At 63.2% G+C, this 20,337-nt stretch carries 16 protein-coding genes; 8 read left to right on the forward strand and 8 right to left on the reverse strand.

Features of this window, described 5'->3' with window-relative positions:
• The first annotated feature begins 91 nt into the window (after positions 1 to 91).
• The 4 genes from glmS to KLP42_RS09065 all read left to right on the forward strand — a co-directional run bounded on the left by glmS (position 92) and on the right by KLP42_RS09065 (position 4,626).
• Positions 92 to 1,918 (forward strand): glutamine--fructose-6-phosphate transaminase (isomerizing), encoded by a 1,827-nt coding sequence (gene glmS, locus KLP42_RS09050; protein ID WP_215565961.1) that lies wholly within the window; start codon positions 92 to 94, stop codon positions 1,916 to 1,918.
• Positions 1,915 to 2,313, forward strand: coding sequence for a GNAT family N-acetyltransferase (locus KLP42_RS09055; RefSeq protein WP_215565962.1), 399 nt, complete (start codon positions 1,915 to 1,917; stop codon positions 2,311 to 2,313). Before glmS ends, KLP42_RS09055 begins: the two co-directional genes overlap by 4 nt.
• Before the next feature lie 13 nt (positions 2,314 to 2,326).
• Positions 2,327 to 2,989, forward strand: a complete 663-nt coding sequence (locus tag KLP42_RS09060) for a DUF502 domain-containing protein (protein ID WP_215565964.1) — start codon at positions 2,327 to 2,329, stop codon at positions 2,987 to 2,989.
• 155 nt (positions 2,990 to 3,144) lie between these two features.
• Positions 3,145 to 4,626 carry an esterase-like activity of phytase family protein gene (locus KLP42_RS09065; protein ID WP_215565965.1) on the forward strand — a complete coding sequence of 494 codons (1,482 nt, stop codon included), beginning with the start codon at positions 3,145 to 3,147 and terminating at the stop codon, positions 4,624 to 4,626.
• Between the two features lie 36 nt (positions 4,627 to 4,662).
• Here KLP42_RS09065 and recG read toward each other — a convergent pair whose 3' ends face one another.
• The gene (gene recG, locus KLP42_RS09070) at positions 4,663 to 6,777 is read right to left on the reverse strand and encodes an ATP-dependent DNA helicase RecG (RefSeq protein ID WP_215565967.1); all 2,115 of its coding nucleotides are present in this window, start codon (positions 6,775 to 6,777) and stop codon (positions 4,663 to 4,665) included.
• Positions 6,778 to 6,870: 93 nt separating this feature from the next.
• Between recG and KLP42_RS09075 the strand changes: the two genes are divergently transcribed.
• Both KLP42_RS09075 and mfd read left to right on the forward strand, forming a co-directional pair.
• The gene (locus tag KLP42_RS09075; protein WP_215565969.1) at positions 6,871 to 7,200 is read left to right on the forward strand and encodes a succinate dehydrogenase assembly factor 2; all 330 of its coding nucleotides are present in this window, start codon (positions 6,871 to 6,873) and stop codon (positions 7,198 to 7,200) included.
• Positions 7,197 to 10,712 (forward strand): transcription-repair coupling factor, encoded by a 3,516-nt coding sequence (gene mfd / locus KLP42_RS09080; RefSeq protein WP_215565971.1) that lies wholly within the window; start codon positions 7,197 to 7,199, stop codon positions 10,710 to 10,712. Before KLP42_RS09075 ends, mfd begins: the two co-directional genes overlap by 4 nt.
• A 17-nt stretch (positions 10,713 to 10,729) precedes the next feature.
• Here mfd and KLP42_RS09085 read toward each other — a convergent pair whose 3' ends face one another.
• From KLP42_RS09085 to KLP42_RS09095, 3 genes are all read right to left on the reverse strand, one after another.
• Positions 10,730 to 11,644, reverse strand: coding sequence for a DMT family transporter (locus KLP42_RS09085; protein WP_215566745.1), 915 nt, complete (start codon positions 11,642 to 11,644; stop codon positions 10,730 to 10,732).
• A 79-nt stretch (positions 11,645 to 11,723) separates the two neighbouring features.
• On the reverse strand, positions 11,724 to 12,395 hold the full coding sequence (locus KLP42_RS09090; protein ID WP_215565973.1) for a DsbA family oxidoreductase: 672 nt from the start codon (positions 12,393 to 12,395) through the stop codon (positions 11,724 to 11,726).
• Between the two features lie 38 nt (positions 12,396 to 12,433).
• Positions 12,434 to 14,242 (reverse strand): extracellular solute-binding protein, encoded by a 1,809-nt coding sequence (locus tag KLP42_RS09095; RefSeq protein WP_215565975.1) that lies wholly within the window; start codon positions 14,240 to 14,242, stop codon positions 12,434 to 12,436.
• A gap of 274 nt (positions 14,243 to 14,516) precedes the next feature.
• Between KLP42_RS09095 and KLP42_RS09100 the strand changes: the two genes are divergently transcribed.
• Positions 14,517 to 15,149 (forward strand): invasion associated locus B family protein, encoded by a 633-nt coding sequence (locus KLP42_RS09100; protein ID WP_215566747.1) that lies wholly within the window; start codon positions 14,517 to 14,519, stop codon positions 15,147 to 15,149.
• A gap of 109 nt (positions 15,150 to 15,258) precedes the next feature.
• Here KLP42_RS09100 and hspQ read toward each other — a convergent pair whose 3' ends face one another.
• The 4 genes from hspQ to KLP42_RS09120 form a co-directional block, all read right to left on the reverse strand.
• A complete protein-coding gene (gene hspQ, locus KLP42_RS09105; RefSeq protein ID WP_215565977.1) occupies positions 15,259 to 15,588 on the reverse strand; it encodes a heat shock protein HspQ in 330 nt (109 codons plus the stop codon).
• A 78-nt stretch (positions 15,589 to 15,666) separates the two neighbouring features.
• A complete protein-coding gene (locus KLP42_RS09110; protein ID WP_215565979.1) occupies positions 15,667 to 16,593 on the reverse strand; it encodes a DMT family transporter in 927 nt (308 codons plus the stop codon).
• A gap of 108 nt (positions 16,594 to 16,701) precedes the next feature.
• The gene (gene glnA, locus KLP42_RS09115) at positions 16,702 to 18,111 is read right to left on the reverse strand and encodes a type I glutamate--ammonia ligase (RefSeq protein ID WP_215565981.1); all 1,410 of its coding nucleotides are present in this window, start codon (positions 18,109 to 18,111) and stop codon (positions 16,702 to 16,704) included.
• 58 nt (positions 18,112 to 18,169) lie between these two features.
• Entirely contained in the window at positions 18,170 to 18,508 is a 339-nt protein-coding gene (locus tag KLP42_RS09120) for a P-II family nitrogen regulator (protein ID WP_062554525.1), read from the reverse strand.
• Positions 18,509 to 18,838: 330 nt separating this feature from the next.
• On the opposite strand from KLP42_RS09120, the gene KLP42_RS09125 reads away from it, so the two are divergent.
• Positions 18,839 to 20,332 (forward strand): NAD(P)H-hydrate dehydratase, encoded by a 1,494-nt coding sequence (locus tag KLP42_RS09125; RefSeq protein ID WP_215565983.1) that lies wholly within the window; start codon positions 18,839 to 18,841, stop codon positions 20,330 to 20,332.
• The last annotated feature ends 5 nt before the right edge of the window (positions 20,333 to 20,337 follow it).

A 20,337-nucleotide genomic window follows, 5' to 3' on the forward strand; every position in this document is an offset into this window, starting at 1 on the left:
ATCGAATTTGACCCCTGCTGCCGTTGCGTCCTGCGTGCGGTGCGGTAGGAAAACGTGCGGCACGCAATCACGCAAAAGACATGAGGCTCATATGTGCGGAATCGTTGGGATCGTCGGCAGGGAACCGGTCGCGGAACGGCTGGTCGATGCGCTGCGCCGGCTTGAATATCGCGGCTATGATTCCGCCGGCGTCGCCACCATCCACGATGGAGTGATGGATCGCCGCCGCGCCGAAGGCAAGCTGTTCAACCTGGAGAAGAAGCTGGAGGTGGAGCCGCTGCCTGGCCTGATCGGCATTGCCCATACACGCTGGGCAACGCATGGCGCGCCGAACGAGACAAATGCGCATCCGCATTTCGTCGAGGGCGTCGCAGTCGTCCACAACGGCATCATCGAAAACTTTTCCGAGCTGCGCGACGCGTTGCTGGCCGAGGGCGCCGTGTTTGCCAGCCAGACCGATACGGAAGTGGTTGCCCATCTGCTGGCAAAGTTCACCCGCGAGGGGCTCGACCACAAGGCGGCGATGCTCGCCATGCTGAACCGTGTCGCCGGCGCCTATGCGCTGGTCGTGATGTTTGAGGACGATCCGGGGGCCATCCTTGCGGCCCGCTCCGGTCCGCCACTCGCCATCGGTCACGGCCAGGGCGAAATGTTTCTGGGGTCGGATGCGATCGCGCTTGCCCCCTTCACCAATCGCATCACCTATCTGGTGGATGGCGACTGTGCGGTGATGACCGCCGGTGGCGTCTCCATCATGGATTTCTCCGGCAGGCCGGTCGAACGCCCCATGCAGATTTCGCAGGCGGCGGCGCTGATGGTGGACAAGGGCAACCATCGCCATTTCATGGAAAAGGAAATCTACGAGCAGCCGGAAATCATCTCGCATGCGCTCAGCCACTATGTGGACTTTGCCGCAGGCACGGTGAAGCCGCTCGACGGCGGGATCGATTTTGCCGGAATCCGCGGCCTGGCGATTTCAGCCTGCGGCACCGCCTATCTTTCCGGCCTGATCGGCAAATACTGGTTCGAGCGTTATGCGCGACTGCCGGTGGAAATCGATGTCGCCTCCGAATTCCGCTACCGCGAGATTCCGCTCTCGAAGGATCAGGCGGCGCTGTTCATCTCGCAGTCCGGCGAGACGGCGGATACGCTCGCCTCGCTGCGCTATTGCCGGCAGGAGGGGCTGACCATCGGCGCGGTGGTCAATGTGCGTGAATCCACCATTGCCCGCGAGGCCGATGCCGTCTTCCCCATTCTCGCCGGTCCGGAAATCGGCGTTGCCTCGACCAAGGCCTTCACCTGCCAGCTGGCGGTTCTGGCGGCATTGTCGATCCAGGCCGGCCGCGCCCGCGGTACGCTGGCGGAGGCTGAAGAAAGAGCCATGGTGAGGCACCTGATCGAGATGCCGCGCATCATGAGCCGGGTGCTGAACCTGATCGAGCCGCAGGTGGAGCGTCTGTCCCGCGAATTGTCGCGCTTCAAGGACGTGCTCTATCTCGGCCGCGGCACGAGCTTTCCTCTGGCGCTGGAAGGCGCCCTGAAGCTCAAGGAAATTTCCTATATCCACGCCGAAGGCTACGCGGCGGGCGAGTTGAAGCACGGGCCGATCGCGCTGATCGACGAAAACATGCCGGTCATCGTGATTGCCCCGCATGACCGCTTCTTCGAGAAGACCGTTTCCAACATGCAGGAAGTGGCGGCGCGCGGCGGCAGGATCATCTTCATCACCGATGAAAAGGGTGCGGCCGCCTCGAAACTCCCGACCATGGCAACCATCGTCCTGCCGAATGTGGACGAGGTAATCGCCCCGATGATCTACGCGCTGCCGATCCAGCTGCTCGCCTATCACACCGCCGTCTTCATGGGTACCGACGTGGACCAGCCGCGCAATCTCGCAAAATCGGTGACGGTCGAGTGATCATTCGTGCGGAACGACCGGGCGATGAGGCGGCAATCGGAGCGGTCACCGCCGCCGCCTTTGCCGGAAAATCCTACAGCGACCAGACCGAACCGCAGATCATCGATCAGCTCCGGGCGGCCGCAGCACTGAAGATCTCGCTGGTCGCCGAGGACGGCGAGGGGATCGGTTCGGCGCTGATCCGCCGGGGCCTTGACACTCTCGCCGGGCTTCGGGCATCCGGCTGCGCGCTGGTCGGCAGCCCGAAATTCTATCCGCGCTTCGGCTTCCGGCAGTGTCGGGAGCTGACCTATCCCGGACTTCCTGTCGAATATTTCATGGTTCTGCTCTTGCGAGGGGGAATGCCCTCCGGCATTGTCCGGTTTCACCCGGCCTTTTACGGCAGTGCAGCATGAGTGACGGGCAGGCATGACGGACATTCCGGAACGGATCACCATTGTCGGGCGGTTGCGGAATAACTTCCTGACCGGTCTCATCATCTGCGCGCCGCTGGCCATCACCATCTGGCTGACCTTTGCCTTCATCGACTGGGCAGACAGCTGGGTGACCCCCTACATTCCGCAGCGCTACAATCCGCAATATTATTTCGACATCACCATTCCGGGCCTCGGTCTGCTGATTGCCGTGGTGTTCATCACGGTCATCGGTTTTCTCGGCAAAAATCTCATCGGCCGGTCTGTCGTCAATTTCGGCGAATCCATCCTGCACCGCACGCCGCTGGTGCGCACGCTGTACAGAAGCCTGAAGCAGATCTTCGAGACGGTCCTGAAGGACCAGTCCACCTCGTTTAAGAAGGTGGGGCTGATTGAATTTCCGGGGCCTGGCAGTTGGGCCATGGTGTTCATCTCCACCGAGGCGCAGGGCGAAATCGCGGCGCGGCTGAACGAGGAGGGCGAGGAAATGCTTGCCGTCTTCCTGCCGCCGACGCCGGTACCGACCGCGGGATTTCTGCTGTTCGTGCCGAAGAGCAAGGTGGTGATGCTCGACATGACGCCGGAGGATGCGGCGAAACTGCTGATTTCGGGCGGCCTGATTGCGCCCCCATGGACACCGAAGCCGATTGCGGACTGAAGCGTCGCTCTTCCCGCGTAAATTGTTCATTCTGCAGTCATAATAGAGGCCTACGACGTCGGCGGGGAATGACCCCGGCAAAGCATCGGTCAGCTGACCATCCGGCATCTTCCGGTTGCTGGAAGACTTTGCCCTTCGCTCATGGGATCAGCACAATGACTTTTGGTTGCTTCAAGCTCGGCCACGGCCTGCAGGCTGTTCTAGCCGCATCCGTCGTTCTCGTTCCGGTATTGGCCTTCGCCGAAAGCTCGGTTTCGGCTGCCGGCATGACCATTGCCAACAAGGGCCTCGTTGCCATCGGCCGGATTGCCGCCAGCCAGCGTGACAAGTTCGGCGAGACCTTCGGTTCCGGCTCCGGCATGGCAATCGATCCGACCGCCTGGCAGAAGGATGGCGCGGGCTATCGCGGCGCGCTGTGGCTGCTGCCCGACCGCGGCTACAATGTGGAAGGCACGACCGACTACAACGACCGCCTGAACCGCATCGAGTTCCGCCTGATGCCGGCGACGGGCACGCCTGCCACCGATCTGCAGCAGAAGGGCATGGAGGCCAGGCTTGCCGACACGATCCTGCTGACAGACGATCAGGGAAAGAACATGACCGGGCTTGATCCGGAAGCCGGTGTTCGCGCCGCCGCAGGCAAGCTGCCGGCCCTGCCGCAGGCCCGCAATGGGAAGGTCTCGCTCGATCCGGAAGCCGTCATCCGCCTGAAGGACGGCTCCTTCCTGATCAGCGACGAATACGGTCCCTACATCTATCATTTCGCAGCCGACGGAAAGATGATCTCCGCCACCCAGCCCCCCAAGGCGCTGCTGCCGATGCGCAAGGGTGAGCTGAATTTCTCCTCCAACAATGTCGATGCCGGCGGCAAGAAGCCGGAACCGAAGGACCCGGAAACCGGGCGCCAGAACAATCAGGGTCTGGAAGGCATGTCGATGACGCCGGACGGCAAATTCGTCATCGCCCTCCTGCAGTCGGCGACCCGCCAGGATGGCGGCGATTCCGGTTCGACGCGCATGAATACCCGCGCGCTGGTCTATGACGCTGCCGATATCGACAATCTGAAGCTCGTGCATGAATATGTCGTGCCGTTGCCGACCTTCGATAACAAGGGCAAGGTAGCCGTCGCCGCCCAGAGCGAGATCCTCGCGCTGTCCGACAAGGCCTTCCTGATGCTGGCCCGCGACAGCAATAACGGCCAGGGCCTGAAGGGTGACACCTCCGTCTACCGCAAGATCGATCTCGTCGATCTCACCGCCGCCACCGACATTGCCAACAGCGAGTTCGACGGGCTGAAACCGGTCGCGCCGAAGGGCGTGGTGGATGCCGGTGTCAAGGTTGCGGCGGTGACCGATTTCATCGACCTCAACAACAATGCGGAGCTGGGCCGCTTCGGTCTCCACAACGGCGCCCCGAACGACAAGAACAACCTGTCGGAAAAGTGGGAAGCCATGTCGATCGCCCCGGTGCTCGATGCCTCCGCGCCGGACGACTATTTCCTGTTCGTTGCCAATGATAACGACTTCCTGACCCAGGACGGTTTCCAGGTGGGCGCTGCCTACAAGGCCGAGGGCGGCGCGGAAGTCGACACCATGTTCCAGGTGTTCCGCGTCACGCTGCCGGGCATGGCGAAGTAAGACCGACACTGACGGGCGCCGCGGACGTGGCGCCCGTCATCCCGCCCTGAGATATCGGATCGCCTCATCGCGGCGGTGCAGATAGAGCAGCACGCGCAGCGCCTCGCCCCGTTCGCTCACCAGTTCCGGGTCCTTCTCGATGATGTAGGCGGCGTCCTTGCGGGCGATCTCCAGCAGATCCGCATGTGCCTCCAGGCTTGCGATGCGAAAGCCCGGCGTGCCGGACTGGCGGGTGCCGAGAAGTTCACCTTCACCGCGCAACTTCAGGTCTTCCTCGGCGATCAGAAAACCGTCTTCGCTGTCGCGCAGGATGGAGAGCCGTGCCCGGCCCGTTTCCCCCAGGGGGCCTTTGTAGAGGAGGATGCAGGTGGATGCCTCGTCGCCACGGCCAACACGCCCGCGCAACTGGTGCAATTGCGCAAGGCCGAACCGTTCGGCATGTTCGATCACCATGATCGTTGCATCCGGCACATCGACTCCGACCTCCACGACGGTCGTGGCGACGAGCAGGCGCAGATCACCGGCCTTGAAGGCGGCCATCACGGCGTCCTTCTCCGCACCAGTCATACGGCCATGCACGAGGCCGACTTTTGCACCGATCTGGGCTCCAAGCGCCTTTGTCAGAACCGCATGGCGTTCCTCGGCCGACATCAGGTCGGACTCTTCCGACTCCTCCACCAGCGGGCAGATCCAGTAGGCTTTCTTGCCGTCGCCGATGGCGGCGCGGAGCCGCGCGATGATCTCGTCGGTGCGTTCCGTCGGCACGGTGACGGTCTGGATCGGCTTGCGGCCGGCGGGTTTTTCGGTGAGCTTGGAGACATCCATGTCGCCGAAGGCGGCGAGCACCAGCGTGCGCGGAATGGGGGTTGCGGTCATTACCAGCATATGCGGGGCGATGCCCTTGGCGGTGAGCTTCAGCCGCTGGTGCACGCCGAACCGGTGCTGTTCATCGACCACGGCGAGCATCAGGTCGTGATAGGTGATGGCATCCTGAAAGAGCGCGTGCGTGCCGATGATGATCTGCGCTTCGCCCGAGGCGATGCGGGCCATCACCTCGTCACGCTCCTTGCCCTTCACCCGTCCGGTCAGCACCTCGACCGTCAGTCCGGCGGAGGCGGCAAAACGGCTGATGGTGGCAAAATGCTGGCGGGCGAGAATTTCCGTCGGCGCCATCAGCACCGCCTGGCCGCCGGCCTCCACCACATCGGCCATGGCCATCAGCGCCACAAGCGTCTTGCCGGCACCGACATCGCCCTGGACGAGGCGCAACATGCGTTCGCTCTTGGCCATGTCGGCGCGGATCTCGGCTATCGCCACCTCCTGGCTGCCGGTCAGCGAAAAGGGCAGGGCGGCGCGGATCGTCGCACCGATGCGACCCTCTACCCGCACCGGTCGACCGGACGCCTTGCGCATGCGCTGGCGCACCAGAGCGAGCGACACCTGGCCGGCGAGGAACTCGTCGTAAGCCAGCCTTCGCCTTGCCGGCGCCTGCGGATCGAGGTCGTGGCCGTCGCGCGGATCGTGCAGCTGGCGAAAGGCCTCTGCCACGTCCGGCAGGCCCTGGCGTTCCTGAAGGGCCGCATCCATCCATTCGGGAAAGCGCGGCAGGCGGGCAACCGCGCCTTCGACGGCACGGCGCATCACCTTCGGCACCAATCCCGCCGTCAACGGATAGACCGGCTCAACCAGCGGCATCTCGCTCGCCTCCGACACCTTCACCATCAGGTCCGGATGGACCATTGAGGCGCGGCCGTTGAACCAGTCCACCTTGCCGCTCACCATCACCTGTTCATCGATCGGCAGCGCCTTTTCCAGCCAGTTGCCTTTTACCCGGAAAAAAGTGAGCGCCAGTTCGCCGGTCTCGTCATGCAAAAAGACCCGGTAGGGCTGGTTGGTGTGTGCCGGTGGCGGCTGGTGACGATCGACCCGGCCTTCGATGGTGACGATGGCGCCCTGGGGTGCCAACGCGATGCCCGGCCGGTTGCGCCGGTCGATGATCGAGGAGGGGGCATGGAACAGCACATCCACCACCCGGCAGTCTTCGGCATCCTCGCGATTCGTCACGCGGGCGATCAGATCCGCCAGTTTCGGCCCGATGCCGGGCAGGCTGGCGACAGAAGCAAACAGGGGATCGAGCAAAGCAGGGCGCATGGGCGGCAAAATGCGTCGGAATTTGCCTGCTTGGCAAGGCTGACATTCAAGAGAAATCATCCTATATCAGCCGCGCAACAAGGTTTTACGCTCATGACTGGACTGTCGCGCTCCAGCGCCGATCTCGATCCCCGGCGCCGCAGAATTCTCTATCGCTGTTGGCATCGCGGCATCCGCGAAATGGACCTCGTTTTCGGCCAGTTTGCCGAAGAGCAGATCGCGACACTGTCCGATGCCGAGCTGGACGAACTCGAGGCCGTGATGGCCGAGGAGGACCAGGACCTCAACCGCTGGATCACCGGCGCCGATCCGGTGCCGCAACACCTGCAGACGCCGATGTTCGAGCGAATTGCCGCCTATCGGCCCGATTTCGACATCGTCACCAAGGCAAGCCTCGACGAGAAATTCGGGCGCGGCGAATGATCGAAGGTTTTAGCGCGAAGGCCGTTGCCGCCTCGCCGGCGGGGCTCACGATTGCCAATGTCCAGGCGGGCATGGAGCCGCTCATTCTGGCGGAACTCGCAAGGTCCGGCCAGCCGGTCGCCTATGTGATGTCGGATGGCCAGCGCATGGCCGATATCGAGCAGATGCTCTCCTTCGTCGCCCCCGATATTCCGGTGCTGACGCTACCGGCCTGGGACTGTCTACCGTATGACCGCGTGTCACCGAGTGCGGATGTCTCCGCCCGCAGGCTCGCCGCACTTTCCGGCCTGATCGCTCACGCCAAGAAACCGCATCCGGCGATCGTGCTCGTCACCGTCAATGCGATGATGCAGAAGATCGCGCCGGCGGCGGTGATCGAGAGCTTGGCTTTCTCCGCCAAGCCCGGCAACACGATCCGCATGGATGACATTGCCGCACGCCTCGAGCGCAACGGCTTCGACCGGGTCTCGACCGTGCGCGAGGTCGGCGAATTTGCCGTGCGCGGTGGCATTCTGGATGTCTTCGTGCCGGGCACGGAAGAACCGGTGCGTCTTGATTTCTTCGGCGATACGCTGGAATCGATCCGCACCTTCGATCCGGCGAACCAACGCACCACGGGGCAGGCCCGCGCGCTCGATCTCAACCCGATGAGCGAGGTGACGCTGACGCCGGACACGATCAGCCGGTTCCGCAAATCCTATCTCTCCACCTTCGGTGCCGCGACGCGCGATGACGCGCTTTATCAGGCAGTGTCCGAGGGGCGCCGTTATGCCGGCATGGAACACTGGCTGCCGCTGTTTTACGAGACGCTGGAAACCGCCTTCGATTACCTCAAAGGCTTCCGCATCATCACGGATCACACGGCGCGCGAGGCGGCGCAGGAGCGCTCCAAGCTGATCTACGACTATTTCGAGGCGCGGCAGAATTCCGGCCATTCGGGCAAGGCCGGCATGGCGCAATCGACGCCCTACAAACCGGTGACGCCGGGCCAGCTTTATCTCGACGGTTCGGTCTTCGTGAAGGAGCTGGATGCGGCAAGCGCCATTCGTCTCACGCCGTTCAACGAGATCGATGCGCAGGCCAAACGCGTCGTGATGCTGGAGGCGAAGTCCGGTCCGCGCTGGGCACGCGCCCAGGCCGAGGCCGAGCAGCAGAACCGCGACGAGCGCGTCAACATCTTCGACCTCGTGGTCAAGCACATTGCCGACAGGCGGGCAGGCGGCGCCAAGGTGCTGATCACCGGCTGGTCCGCCGGTTCGCTCGACCGCCTGCTGCAGGTGCTGGACGAGCACGGCCTGAAGCGCATCAAGCCGATCGAAAAACTCTCAGACATCCGCAACCTCGCGAAGGGCGAGGCGGCATCGGCGGTCTTGAGCCTCGAAGGCGGCTTCGAAACCGGCGATCTGGTGATCATCGGCGAGCAGGATATTCTCGGCGACCGCATGGTGCGCCGCTCCAAACGCCGCAAGCGCGGCGCCGATTTCATCTCGGAAGTGGCCGGCCTCGACGAAGGCTCGCTCGTCGTGCATGCCGAACACGGCATCGGTCGTTTTGTCGGCCTCGTGACGATCGAGGCGGCGGGCGCACCACGTGCCTGCCTGGAACTGCATTATGCCGACCAGGCAAAGCTGTTCCTGCCGGTCGAAAACATCGACCTCCTCTCGCGTTATGGATCTGACGCTGCGGAAGCCCAGCTCGACAAGCTCGGCGGCGGCGCCTGGCAGGCGCGCAAGGCGAAGCTGAAGAAACGCCTGCTCGACATGGCGGACGCGCTGATCAAGCTCGCGGCCACCCGCATTACCCGCCGTGCGCCGGTGCTTGCCACGCCGGAAGGGCTCTACGACGAATTTGCCGCGCGTTTCCCCTATGACGAAACGGAAGATCAGGCGAATGCCATCGATTCGGTGCGCGAGGATCTTGCCGCCGGACGGCCGATGGATCGCCTCGTCTGCGGCGATGTCGGTTTCGGCAAGACGGAAGTGGCGCTGCGTGCCGCCTTCTTCGCTGCCATGAACGGCGCGCAGGTGGCCGTTGTCGTGCCGACGACACTTCTCGCCCGCCAGCACTTCAAGACCTTCCGCGAACGCTTCCGCGGGCTGCCGATCCGGGTGGAGCAGGCCTCGCGCCTCGTCACCGCCAAGGAGTTGAACCAGACGAAGAAGGATCTGGCCGAGGGCAAGGTCGATATCGTTGTCGGCACCCATGCGCTGCTCGGCACCGGCATCAAGTTCGCCAATCTCGGCCTGCTGATCATCGACGAAGAGCAGCATTTCGGCGTCAAGCACAAGGAAAAGCTGAAGGAGCTGAAGAGCGACGTGCATGTGCTGACGCTTTCGGCCACGCCGATCCCGCGCACGCTGCAGCTGGCCATGACAGGGGTGCGCGAACTTTCGCTGATCACCACGCCGCCGGTCGACCGCATGGCGGTCAGGACCTTCATTTCGCCGTTCGATCCGCTCGTCATCCGCGAGACGCTGATGCGCGAACATTATCGCGGCGGCCAGAGTTTTTACGTCTGCCCGCGGCTCGCCGATCTTCCCGATATCCAGGCCTATCTGCAGTCCGATGTGCCGGAACTGAAGGTGGCCGTCGCCCATGGCCAGATGCCGGCGGGCGAGCTGGAAGACATCATGAATGCCTTCTACGACGGTAAATATGACGTGCTTCTCTCCACCACCATCGTCGAATCGGGCCTCGACGTGCCGACGGCCAATACGCTGATCGTACACAGGGCCGACATGTTCGGCCTTGCCCAGCTCTACCAGCTGCGCGGCCGCGTCGGTCGCTCCAAGGTGCGCGCCTTTGCGCTCTTCACCCTGCCGGTCAACAAGCAGCTGACACAGACTGCCGAACGGCGCCTGAAGGTGCTGCAGTCGCTCGACACGCTGGGCGCCGGTTTCCAGCTGGCGAGCCACGACCTCGACATCCGCGGTGCCGGCAATCTTCTGGGCGAAGAACAGTCCGGCCACATCAAGGAGGTCGGTTTCGAGCTCTACCAGCAGATGCTGGAAGAGGCCGTGGCCGAGGTGAAGGGCGAGGACGAGGTGCTCGATACCGGCTGGTCGCCGCAGATCTCCGTTGGCATCACGGTGATGATCCCGGACAATTACGTACCGGACCTGCATCTGCGCATGGGGCTTTATCGCCGCCTCGGCGAGCTGACCGAACTTTCCGAGATCGATGGTTTCGGCGCGGAAATGGTCGACCGGTTCGGCCCGATGCCGGTCGAGGTGCAGAACCTGTTGAAGGTCGTCTATATCAAGTCGCTCTGCCGCATCGGCAATGTCGAGAAGCTGGAGGCCGGGCCGAAGGGCATCGTGCTGCAGTTCCGCGACAAGCAGTTCCCCAATCCGGCGGGCCTGGTCGGTTACATCGCCAGGCAGGGCACGATGGCGAAAATCCGGCCCGACCACAGCGTGTTCCTGACCCGCGACCTGCCGACGCCGGAAAAGCGGCTGTCAACGGCCGCGCAGATCATGGCGCAGCTGTCGGGACTGGCGAAGGAAGGGTAGCCGGGCGGGGAGGGCGCTCAGCCCTCCCCGCCCGGCTTCACGGCCAGCGCTGCCTCGGTCTTGCCGGCAACCGGCGGCGGCAGAGCGGTGCCGCGCTGGCGTTCGCGAACAAGCGTCAAAAGGCCGGAGCCGACGATGAGGGCGATGCCGAGGCCCATCCAGAGGTCGACGCTGTCGCCGAAGATGAAATAGCCGAGCAGGATCGCCCAGAGCATCTGGCTGTACTGGATCGGCGTGACGATGGCCGCCGGCGCATAGAAGGAGGCCACCATCAGCAGCACGGTGCCGACGGCGGCGAGAACGCCGAAGATGATCAGCAGCGTGAGGTCCCAGAGTGTCGGCATCATCAGATGCGGCAGCATGGCGCCGCCGCAGACCACGAGGGCTCCCAGCAGGCCCGCGCCATACATCGAGATGTTCTTCTCGCTCGGTCCCAGATAGCGGTAGATGATGACGGAAACGGCGCCGGTGAAACCGGAGGCGAGCGCGGTCACATGGCCGAAGGAGAGTTCGCGGAAACCCGGCCTGAGAACAATCAGCACGCCGATGAAGCCGACAATGACCGCTGCCCAGCGTTTCGCCCCGACCTTTTCCTTGAGGAAGATCACCGACATGATCGTGGCGAAGGAGGGCAGCAGGAAGATCAGGCAGAAGGCCTCCGCCATCGACAGTTCGGTAAAGGCGATGATGCTGCCGACCGTTCCGATGGAGGAGCAGAGGAAGCGCAGCAGCCAGAGCGGCCTGTTGCTGGTGCGCACCAGGTCGCGCAGGCTGTCGCCGCGCTTCAGCAGGAAGGGCACCGCAAGAATGCCGGCCAGCGTGCCGATGAAACCAGCCTGGAAGGGCGGAACACGACCGTCCACCAGTTTCACGGCGGCATCGCTGAAGGAATAGGCGGCAAAGCAGAGAAAGGCGATCAGCACGCCCTTCATGGTCGAATCGGAGGATGACACGCGCGGCGTTCCGGCAGGAGGGATGTTCCTGCCGAATTAGGGCTGGCCGCGGCAGGCGTCAATTGAGATTTGCACGCGCCTCGGCCTTGGCGGCGGCAATCTGGCGAAATGCATTCGCCAGCACGTCCGGCGTCTGGGCGCCGCTCACCGCATATTGCTGGTCGATGATGAAGAAGGGAACGCCATTGACGCCCATTTTCTGTGCCGCCTCGATTTCACCGATCACCAGATCCTTGTCCGCATCGGAGGCGAGAAGGGCGGCGATCACTGCCCGCTGCAGGCCGGCTGCCTCGGCAATGTCAAGCAGAACGGCATGGTCGCCCACATTGCGCCCCTCTTCGAAATTCGCCTTGAACAGCGCCGTCACGACTCGGTCCTGGTGTTCGCGGCTTTCGGTCATCGCCCAGTGGATCAGGCGGTGCGCGTCGAGCGTATTGGGGCCGATGCGGATCGCGTCGAAATCATAGGCGATCCCCACCTCGCGGCCGAGATCGGTCAGCATGGCATGTGCGCGTGCCACGGCTTCCGCACCGCCGAGCTTGGCGGTGAGCGCCGCCTTCTGGTCGACGCCTTCCGGCGGATAGTCCGGGTTCAGCCGGTAGGGCCGCCAGTTGACGTCGATGCCCACCTCGTCCTGCACCTCGGCAATCGCCAGTTCCAGCCGTGCCTTGCCGAGGTAGCACCACGGGCAGACCACGTCGGATACGAGGTCGATGGTCAGTCTTTCCATGGAGAAGAATCCTTTGGCTGAGGCGGAATGCGGTATCCTTACTGTGCCCGCTGGTCCCACCAGGTTGGCAATTGGTATCCGTAGAGCGGCACGGTCTGTGGATGCGCGATCTGCTTCCAGCGCGCAACCCACTGATCGCCGATATGGTAGAGAGGCACGAGATAGTGACCGGCGAGCAGCAGCCGGTCATAGGCGCGCACAGCGGTTGTAAAATCCTCACTGCTGCGGGCATTCAGCATCGCGGAAATCACCCGGTCGACATCGGGATCGGCAAGGCCGGCAAAGTTGAAGCTGCCGGGACGATCCTTCGAATCCGAGCCCCAGCGGCCGATCTGCTCGATGCCGGGCGACAGCGACGACGGGTAGGATTTCATGATCACGTCGTAATCGAAGGTGCCGGAGCGGCTCTGATACTGCGCGTCATCCACCGTGCGGATGGAAACCTCCACGCCGATCATCCTCAGCGTGCGCTGATAGGCGATCGCCACCTTCTCCTGGTCCTGGTTCTGCGTCATGATTTCGAAGGAAAGCGCCGTGCCGGCGGCATCCACCATCTTGCCGCCCCGGATCGTATAGCCGGCCTTCTTCAGCGTCTCGACCACCTGGCGCAACACCTTGCGGTCGCCGCCCGACCCGTCGGTGGCCGGCAGGGTGGGCTTGCCTTCCAGCAGTTCGGCAGACAGCCGTGCCTTGGCCGGGCCCAGCAGGGCCAGTTCCTTTTCGTCCGCCGGATGGCCGAGATAGGAGAGGTCGGAATTCTGCCAGTAGCTTTCGGTGCGGCTATAGGCTCCGTCGAAGAGGTTGCGGTTGGCCCATTCGAAATCGAAGGCCAGCGACAGCGCCTCGCGGACATCCACGTTCTGGAAGACCGGCCGGCGCAGATTGAAGACGAAGCCCAGCATGCCGGTCGGCAGCTGCGGACGGAACGTGTCCTTCACCACATCGCCGCTGGAGACGGCTGGAAAATCATAGGCGCGGGCCCAATGGGTCGGGTTACCCTCGAGATAGACGTCAACCGCCCCCTTCTTGAAGGCTTCGAAGAGCGAGCTTTCCTGCAGGAAATATTCAATCGAGATCTGGTCGTAATTGTCAAAGCCGAGCTTGGACGGCAGGTCCTTGCCCCAGTAATCCGGATTGCGTTCGTAGACGATTTTCTGTCCCGGCGAGACGGACTTGATGCGATAGGGACCGGAGCCGATCGGGATGTCGAGCGTCGACTGGTCGAAGGTGGCCGGGTCGATGGCGTGCTTCGGCAGGATCGGCGTCGCGAAGGCGAGAATCATCGGAAACTCGCGGTCTGCCTTGTCGTTGAACGTGAAGCGGACGCCATGCTCGCCGATCTTTTCCATCTTCTCGACCGGCTTCAGCCGGTTGCTGAACGGCGTGCGGCCCTTGTCACGCAGGACCTCGAAGGAGAAGATCACATCCTCCGGCGTAACCGGCTGGCCGTCCGACCATTTCGCCTTCGGGTTCAGGTTGAACTGGATGTAGGTGCGGTTCTCGTCCCACTCGACGCTTTCGGCAAGCAGGCCATAGAGCGTGAACGGCTCGTCGGCCGAGCGCACCATCAGTGATTCGTAGAGAAGATTGCCGAAGATGTTGTCCCAGATGCCGCGTGCGGTGGTGCGAATGCTCTTCAGGTTGAAGGGGTTGAGGCTGTCGAAGGTGCCGACGACGCCATAGGCGATGCTGCCGCCCTTCTTTACCTCTGGGTTCACATAGGGAAAATGACGGTAATCGGCGGGCAGGGCCGGGCTGCCATGCATGGCAATGCCGTGCACCGGTTCCGCCAGAGCAGAACCGCCAAGACAAAACAGGGCGAGGGAAAGGGTCATCAGGCGGCGCATGGTCCTGTCTCCGCTGCGTTTCTTGATTCGCCGCACGGTAACCGATCGGGACAGCAAGACCAACATGCGGGGACTTTTCGTTCAACGAAACCTGTCTTTGGCGCCGGAAATGAAAACTAGGACTGGATATCGCCGCCACTGCAATGTAACAGGTTTTGCCGGACGGGCGGGTCATTCAATTGCCTCATTTGATCGACAGGTGGTGATCCACGACCCCGGCATGGCGCGGCTTGCCGCTGCGCCGCAAAACCGCTTTCAGGAGACGGATCTCGGTATGATGCTCAAGGCAAACAAGGTTCTGCGGACAGCGCTGTCCGCCCTCGCACTTTCCATCGGCGCTGCGCCTGTCGCTGCCCTGGCACAGAATGCTGCACCGGCCGGTGCTCCGCCGCTCGGCTGGTTCAAGACCTGCGACAAGCAGGACGACAGCGATGTCTGCGCCGTGCAGAACGTGATTCTGTCGCAGAACGGCCAGCTGATCACCGCCGTCGGCCTGATCACCGTCGAAGGCAAGGTCAACCGCAAGATCCTGCAGGTCTCGGTTCCCTCCGCGCGCCTGATCCAGCCGGGCGTGATGATGCAGATCGACGGCGGCAAGGGCCAGAAGCTCGATTACGTGCTGTGTATTCCGGACCGCTGCACGGCTGAAATCCCGCTGACCGATCCGATGATCGCCAGCCTCAAGAAGGGCAGCGAAGTGGTGTTCACCTCGGTGAACTTCCGCCGCGCGCCGAACCCGATCAAGGTTCCCCTGACCGGCTTCACCGGCGCCTTCGACGGCGCACCGATCTCGCAGTCGCAGCTTGCCGAAAGCCAGCGCAGCCTGCAGGAAAGCATGCAGAAGAAGGCTGAAGAGGCCCGCAAGAAGCTCGAGGACGCGCAGAACGCCGCCAAGACCGGCAACTGATCCTTCTGCGACGATCCGTGAAAAAGACAACGACGCTGCCGGTGGCAGCGTCGTTTTTTTGTGGCCCGGGTTCTGTGCCGGATGGCTTGCGCCCGGCGCAGCCTGCGGCTCAGTGGGCCAGGATGGCCCTTGGCTTCAACTGCCCGGTCGGCGCCCGTTCGAAGATCTGGGCGATCTGCGGGTTCTTCAGCGGCTCGTCGCTGTCGTCATGCACCAGATTCTGTTCCGATACATAGGCGACATAGGCCGTCTCGTCGTTTTCCGCCAGGAGATGATAGAAGGGCTGGTCCTTGTGGGGGCGGATTTCCGGCGGAATGGCATTCCACCATTCTTCCGTATTGGCGAATTCGGGATCCACATCGAACACAACCCCGCGGAACGGGAAGACCTTGTGGCGAACGATTTCGCCGATGGTGAATTTTGCGTTTCGTTGTTTCATGGCGCGAACATCCTTTCGCGTTCCATGTGGGAATTCACAAAACTGACATCAAGGGGGCGGGCGCTTGCGCTAGCGCAATCACCCTGCGGTCTCAGCGACTTGGCGTTTCTCGGCCGTGGCAAGTACGACCCCGCCCGTCACCAGCAGGATGCCGAGCGCATGATAGGCTTCGAAGCGCTCCCCGAGAAAGAGGACGGCCATGACGATCGACACCGGCGGCATCAGGTAGAGCGTGACACCGGCGCGTGCCGGGCCGAACACCCTGACCGAATGCTGGAAGGAATAGAAGGCGGCAAGCGAGGCGAACAGGATGATGCCCGCAAGCTTCAGCCAGTCATCGGTGCCATCCGGCATTGGAGCCCCCGCCCAGAACTCGACAAGCGCAGGCGGGAAGAGCACCACGGCGCCGGCCGCCGCCAGCAGTGCAAACAGCGAGAAGGGCGCAATGCCGCCGATTGCCGGGTGGCGCAGCAGCATCGAATAGGCGGCAAAGGCAATTGCGGCCAGCAGGATACCGAAATCCCCGATGTTGAAGCTCATATGCCGCAAGGCATCCGGATCCGCCTTCAGCACGATGGTGGCCACGCCGCAAAATGCCAGCACCATGCCGAGCACTTCGCGCGCCACCAGCCGCCGCCCCTGAAACAGCCACTGGAACAGAATGATGAACAGTGAGGAGGTCGTATAGATCAGCGTCGCATTCGACGCCGTGGTCAGCGTCAGCGCCCAGTAGACGAAGCCGCCGCAGATGCCCATGCCGAGAATGCCGAGCGCCAGCCACAGCAGCGTGTGGTTGCGAATGAAGGCGACAAGACTGCGCCAATCGGAAACGACCAGCGGCAGGATGATCAGCGTGGCGCCCATCCAGCGGATGAAGGCCGTGATGAACGGGCCGATTTCGCCGGTAATCCCTCGCCCGAAGACGAGATTGGAGGAAAAGAATACGGGCGCCAGCAGGAAAAACAGCCAGTCGACGGCGCGAGGTCGGCCTGTGGTGTTTGTCATGGCAGGTGCTCCGGCAAGGTGTTGCGGCGCCCGGCGCCATAGAAAAAACCGGCAGGGCTGCCTGCCGGTTCGGGATGGTGCCGCCGCAAAGTCCGGCGGTGTGGCCGATCAGGCCGAGTAGTACATGTCGAATTCGACCGGATGCGGGGTCATCTCGAAGCGCATGACTTCCTGCATCTTCAGATCGATATAGGCGTCGATCTGGTCATCGTCGAACACGCCGCCGGCGGTCAGGAACTTGCGATCCTTGTCGAGGCTTTCGAGCGCTTCGCGCAGGGAGCCGCAGACCGTCGGGATCTTCTTCAGTTCCTTCGGCGGCAGGTCGTAGAGATCCTTGTCCATGGCCTTGCCCGGATGGATCTTGTTCTTGATGCCGTCGAGGCCTGCCATCAGCATGGCAGCGAAGCCGAGATAGGGGTTCTGGGCCGGATCCGGGAAGCGCACTTCGACGCGCTTGGCCTTCGGACCGGAGCCGAACGGAATGCGGCAGGATGCCGAACGGTTGCGTGCCGAATAGGCCAGCAGCACCGGTGCCTCATAGCCCGGGACCAGACGCTTGTAGGAGTTGGTCGTCGGGTTGGTGAAGGCGTTGATCGCCTTGGCATGCTTGATGATGCCGCCGATATAGTAGAGGCAGGTTTCCGAAAGGCCGGCATATTCGTCACCGGCGAAGGTCGGCTTGCCGTCCTTCCAGATCGACTGGTGAACGTGCATGCCTGAGCCGTTGTCGCCATAGATCGGCTTCGGCATGAAGGTGGCCGTCTTGCCATAGGCATTGGCGACCTGATGCACGACATACTTGTAGATCTGCATCTTGTCGGCATTGCGCACGAGCGTGTCGAACTTCACGCCAAGCTCGTGCTGGGCAGACGCCACTTCGTGGTGGTGCTTTTCGACGACCACGCCCATTTCGGCGAGAACCGTCAGCATTTCCGAGCGCATGTCCTGCAGGCTGTCGACCGGGGGAACCGGGAAATAGCCGCCCTTGACGCGCGGACGGTGGCCGAGGTTGCCGGTCTCGTAATCGGTGTCGTCGTTCGACGGCAATTCGGAGGAATCGAGCTTAAAGCCGGTATTGTAGGGATCGGCCTTGTACTTCACGTCGTCGAAGACGAAGAATTCCGGTTCCGGACCGACGAAGACCGTATCGCCGATGCCCGACGCCTTCAGATAGGCTTCGGCCTTCTTTGCAGTGCCGCGCGGATCGCGGTTATAGGCTTCGCCCGAGATCGGGTCGAGGATGTCGCAGATGACGACCATGGTCGACTGCGCAAAGAAAGGGTCCATGTGCACGGTGGCCGGATCCGGCATCAGCACCATGTCCGACTCGTTGATGGCCTTCCAGCCGGCAATGGAGGAGCCGTCGAACATGACGCCATCGGCGAACATGTCTTCGTCGACCGCCGAAACGTCCATCGTCACGTGCTGCAGCTTGCCCTTCGGATCGGTAAAGCGCAGATCGACGAACTTGACGTCGTTCTCCTTGATTTGTTTCATGATGTCGCTTGCGGTCGTCATGGTGTCTCCCTTGGATATGAGATGATGCCGATACCCGGTTCTTCGCAGCCGGATTTGTCTAGATTGCGTCGACGCCGGTTTCGCCGGTGCGGATACGCACGACTTCCTCGACGTTCGACACGAATATCTTGCCGTCGCCGATGCGTCCAGTCTGGGCGGCGTTGCGGATGGCGTCGATGACGGCATCGACGTTTTCGTCGGCCAGCACGACCTCGACCTTCACTTTCGGCAGGAAATCAACCACGTATTCGGCGCCGCGATACAGCTCCGTATGCCCTTTCTGGCGGCCGAAACCCTTGGCCTCCGTTACCGTGATCCCCTGCAGTCCGACCTCTTGAAGCGCTTCCTTAACTTCGTCGAGTTTGAAAGGCTTGATGATCGCTTCGATCTTTTTCATGAGAAAATGTCTCTCCGCTTCTCCCTTGGGAACGGGCCCATACCCGATCGCCCATCATGATGCAGGTATCGTGCCAAACAGGGACGGGCTTTGCCAGAAAATACCGTGACTTGCGGCAAGGCCCCCTCCGCCTTTGTGATCCCGATGGCAGGCTAGGGTTTCCTGCGTCCGCTTGCAAGAGGTGTCGCATATGAGCGAACACGACCGCGCGGTATGGCGAAAACCAATGCAGGCGAGGCTGCCGACGTAATCGGCAAATGCATAAAATAGCGCCATTCTTGCCGAAAAATACCCGCTTGTGTTTTGCCGTGGGTCGGCTTCAATGGCCAGATGCTTTCAAATGCGACACTTCTTCTGACACCGGACGAGATGGCCAGCGCCGATGCGGCGGCCGCCGCCTCCGGCATTGCGTCCTTCGGCCTGATGGAGCGGGCCGGGCAGGCGGTCGCCGCGGCGGCACTGAGAGCCTGGCCCGAGGCGCTGCGCTTTGTGGTTCTGTGCGGGCCGGGCAACAATGGCGGCGACGGCTATGTGGCGGCAAGGGCGCTGAAGGCGGCCGGCGCGGAGGTGGCCGTGCATGCGCTTGGCGACCCTGCAGGCCTGCGCGGCGATGCGCGCCGTGCCTTCGATCTCTGCCCGATCCCCGGCCAGCCGCTCGAGGCCTTTCAGCCGCGCACCGGCGACGTGGTGATCGATGCCCTGTTCGGTGCCGGCCTGTCGCGTGACGTGCCGGAGGCGGTCGCCAGGGTCATCGCGCAGGTGGAGGAAGCGGGCCGCCCGGTGCTGGCGGTCGATCTGCCATCCGGCCTCTGTGGCGCGCGGGGACTGGTTCTGGGCTCGGCCTTCCGTGCCGCGCGGACCATCACCTTCATGACGAGGAAGCCCGGTCACCTGCTGATGCCGGGACGCGATCTGTGCGGGCCTGTGGAGGTCTTCGACATCGGCATTCCCCGTCGCATCATCGCCGCGGCCGCCGGGCAGATGGCCGTGAACGGCCCCGAGGTGTGGGGCGCACGGATGCCGAGGCTGGGGGGTGAAACGCACAAATACAGGCGCGGCCACCTGGGCGTGTTCAGCGGCGGCGCGGCTCAGACCGGGGCGGCGCGGCTTTCGGCAGGCGCGGGCCTGTCTGCCGGTGCAGGCCTGGTCACCGTTGCGGCTCCGGAAGCGGCTGTTGCCACCCTTGCCGCTGCACTGACGGCGGTCATGGTGCGTCCGGTCGAGGATCGGCCGGCATTGGAACAGTGGCTGCAGACGGCCAGGCTGTCGGCCTTCGTCATCGGTCCCGGCTTCGGCGTGGGCGAGCGGGCGCGGCAGTTCGTCGGCGTTCTGGCCGATCGGCCGGTGGTGGTGGATGCCGATGCGATCACCTCCTTTGCCTCGCGCCCGCAGGACCTGTTCGCGCTGTTCCGCACCGGCCCGGCACGCCTGGTGCTGACGCCGCACGAGGGGGAGTTCGGCCGCCTTTTCCCGGATCTTGCCGCGGACGGGCAGCGTGGCAAGCCACAGCGTGCGCTGCTGGCGGCATCACGCTGCGGCGGCGTCATCGTCTACAAGGGGGCGGACACGGTGATTGCCGCGCCGGATGGCCGCATCCTCATCAATGACAACGCGCCGCCCTGGCTCGCCACGGCGGGCTCCGGCGACGTGCTCGCCGGCATTATCGGCGCACTTATGGCGCAAGGCGTCGCGGCTTTCGAGGCCGCCGCAGCCGGTGTGTGGCTGCATGGCGCGGCCGCAAGCCTGGCGGGGCCCGGCATGACGGCCGAGACGCTGGTGCAGCATCTGCGGCCGTTCGAGGCCTTCTCAACCAGCGCCTGCTGATCTGC

The organism is Rhizobium sp. CSW-27 (assembly GCF_018760785.1).
In the GTDB taxonomy this organism is placed as follows: domain Bacteria; phylum Pseudomonadota; class Alphaproteobacteria; order Rhizobiales; family Rhizobiaceae; genus Neorhizobium.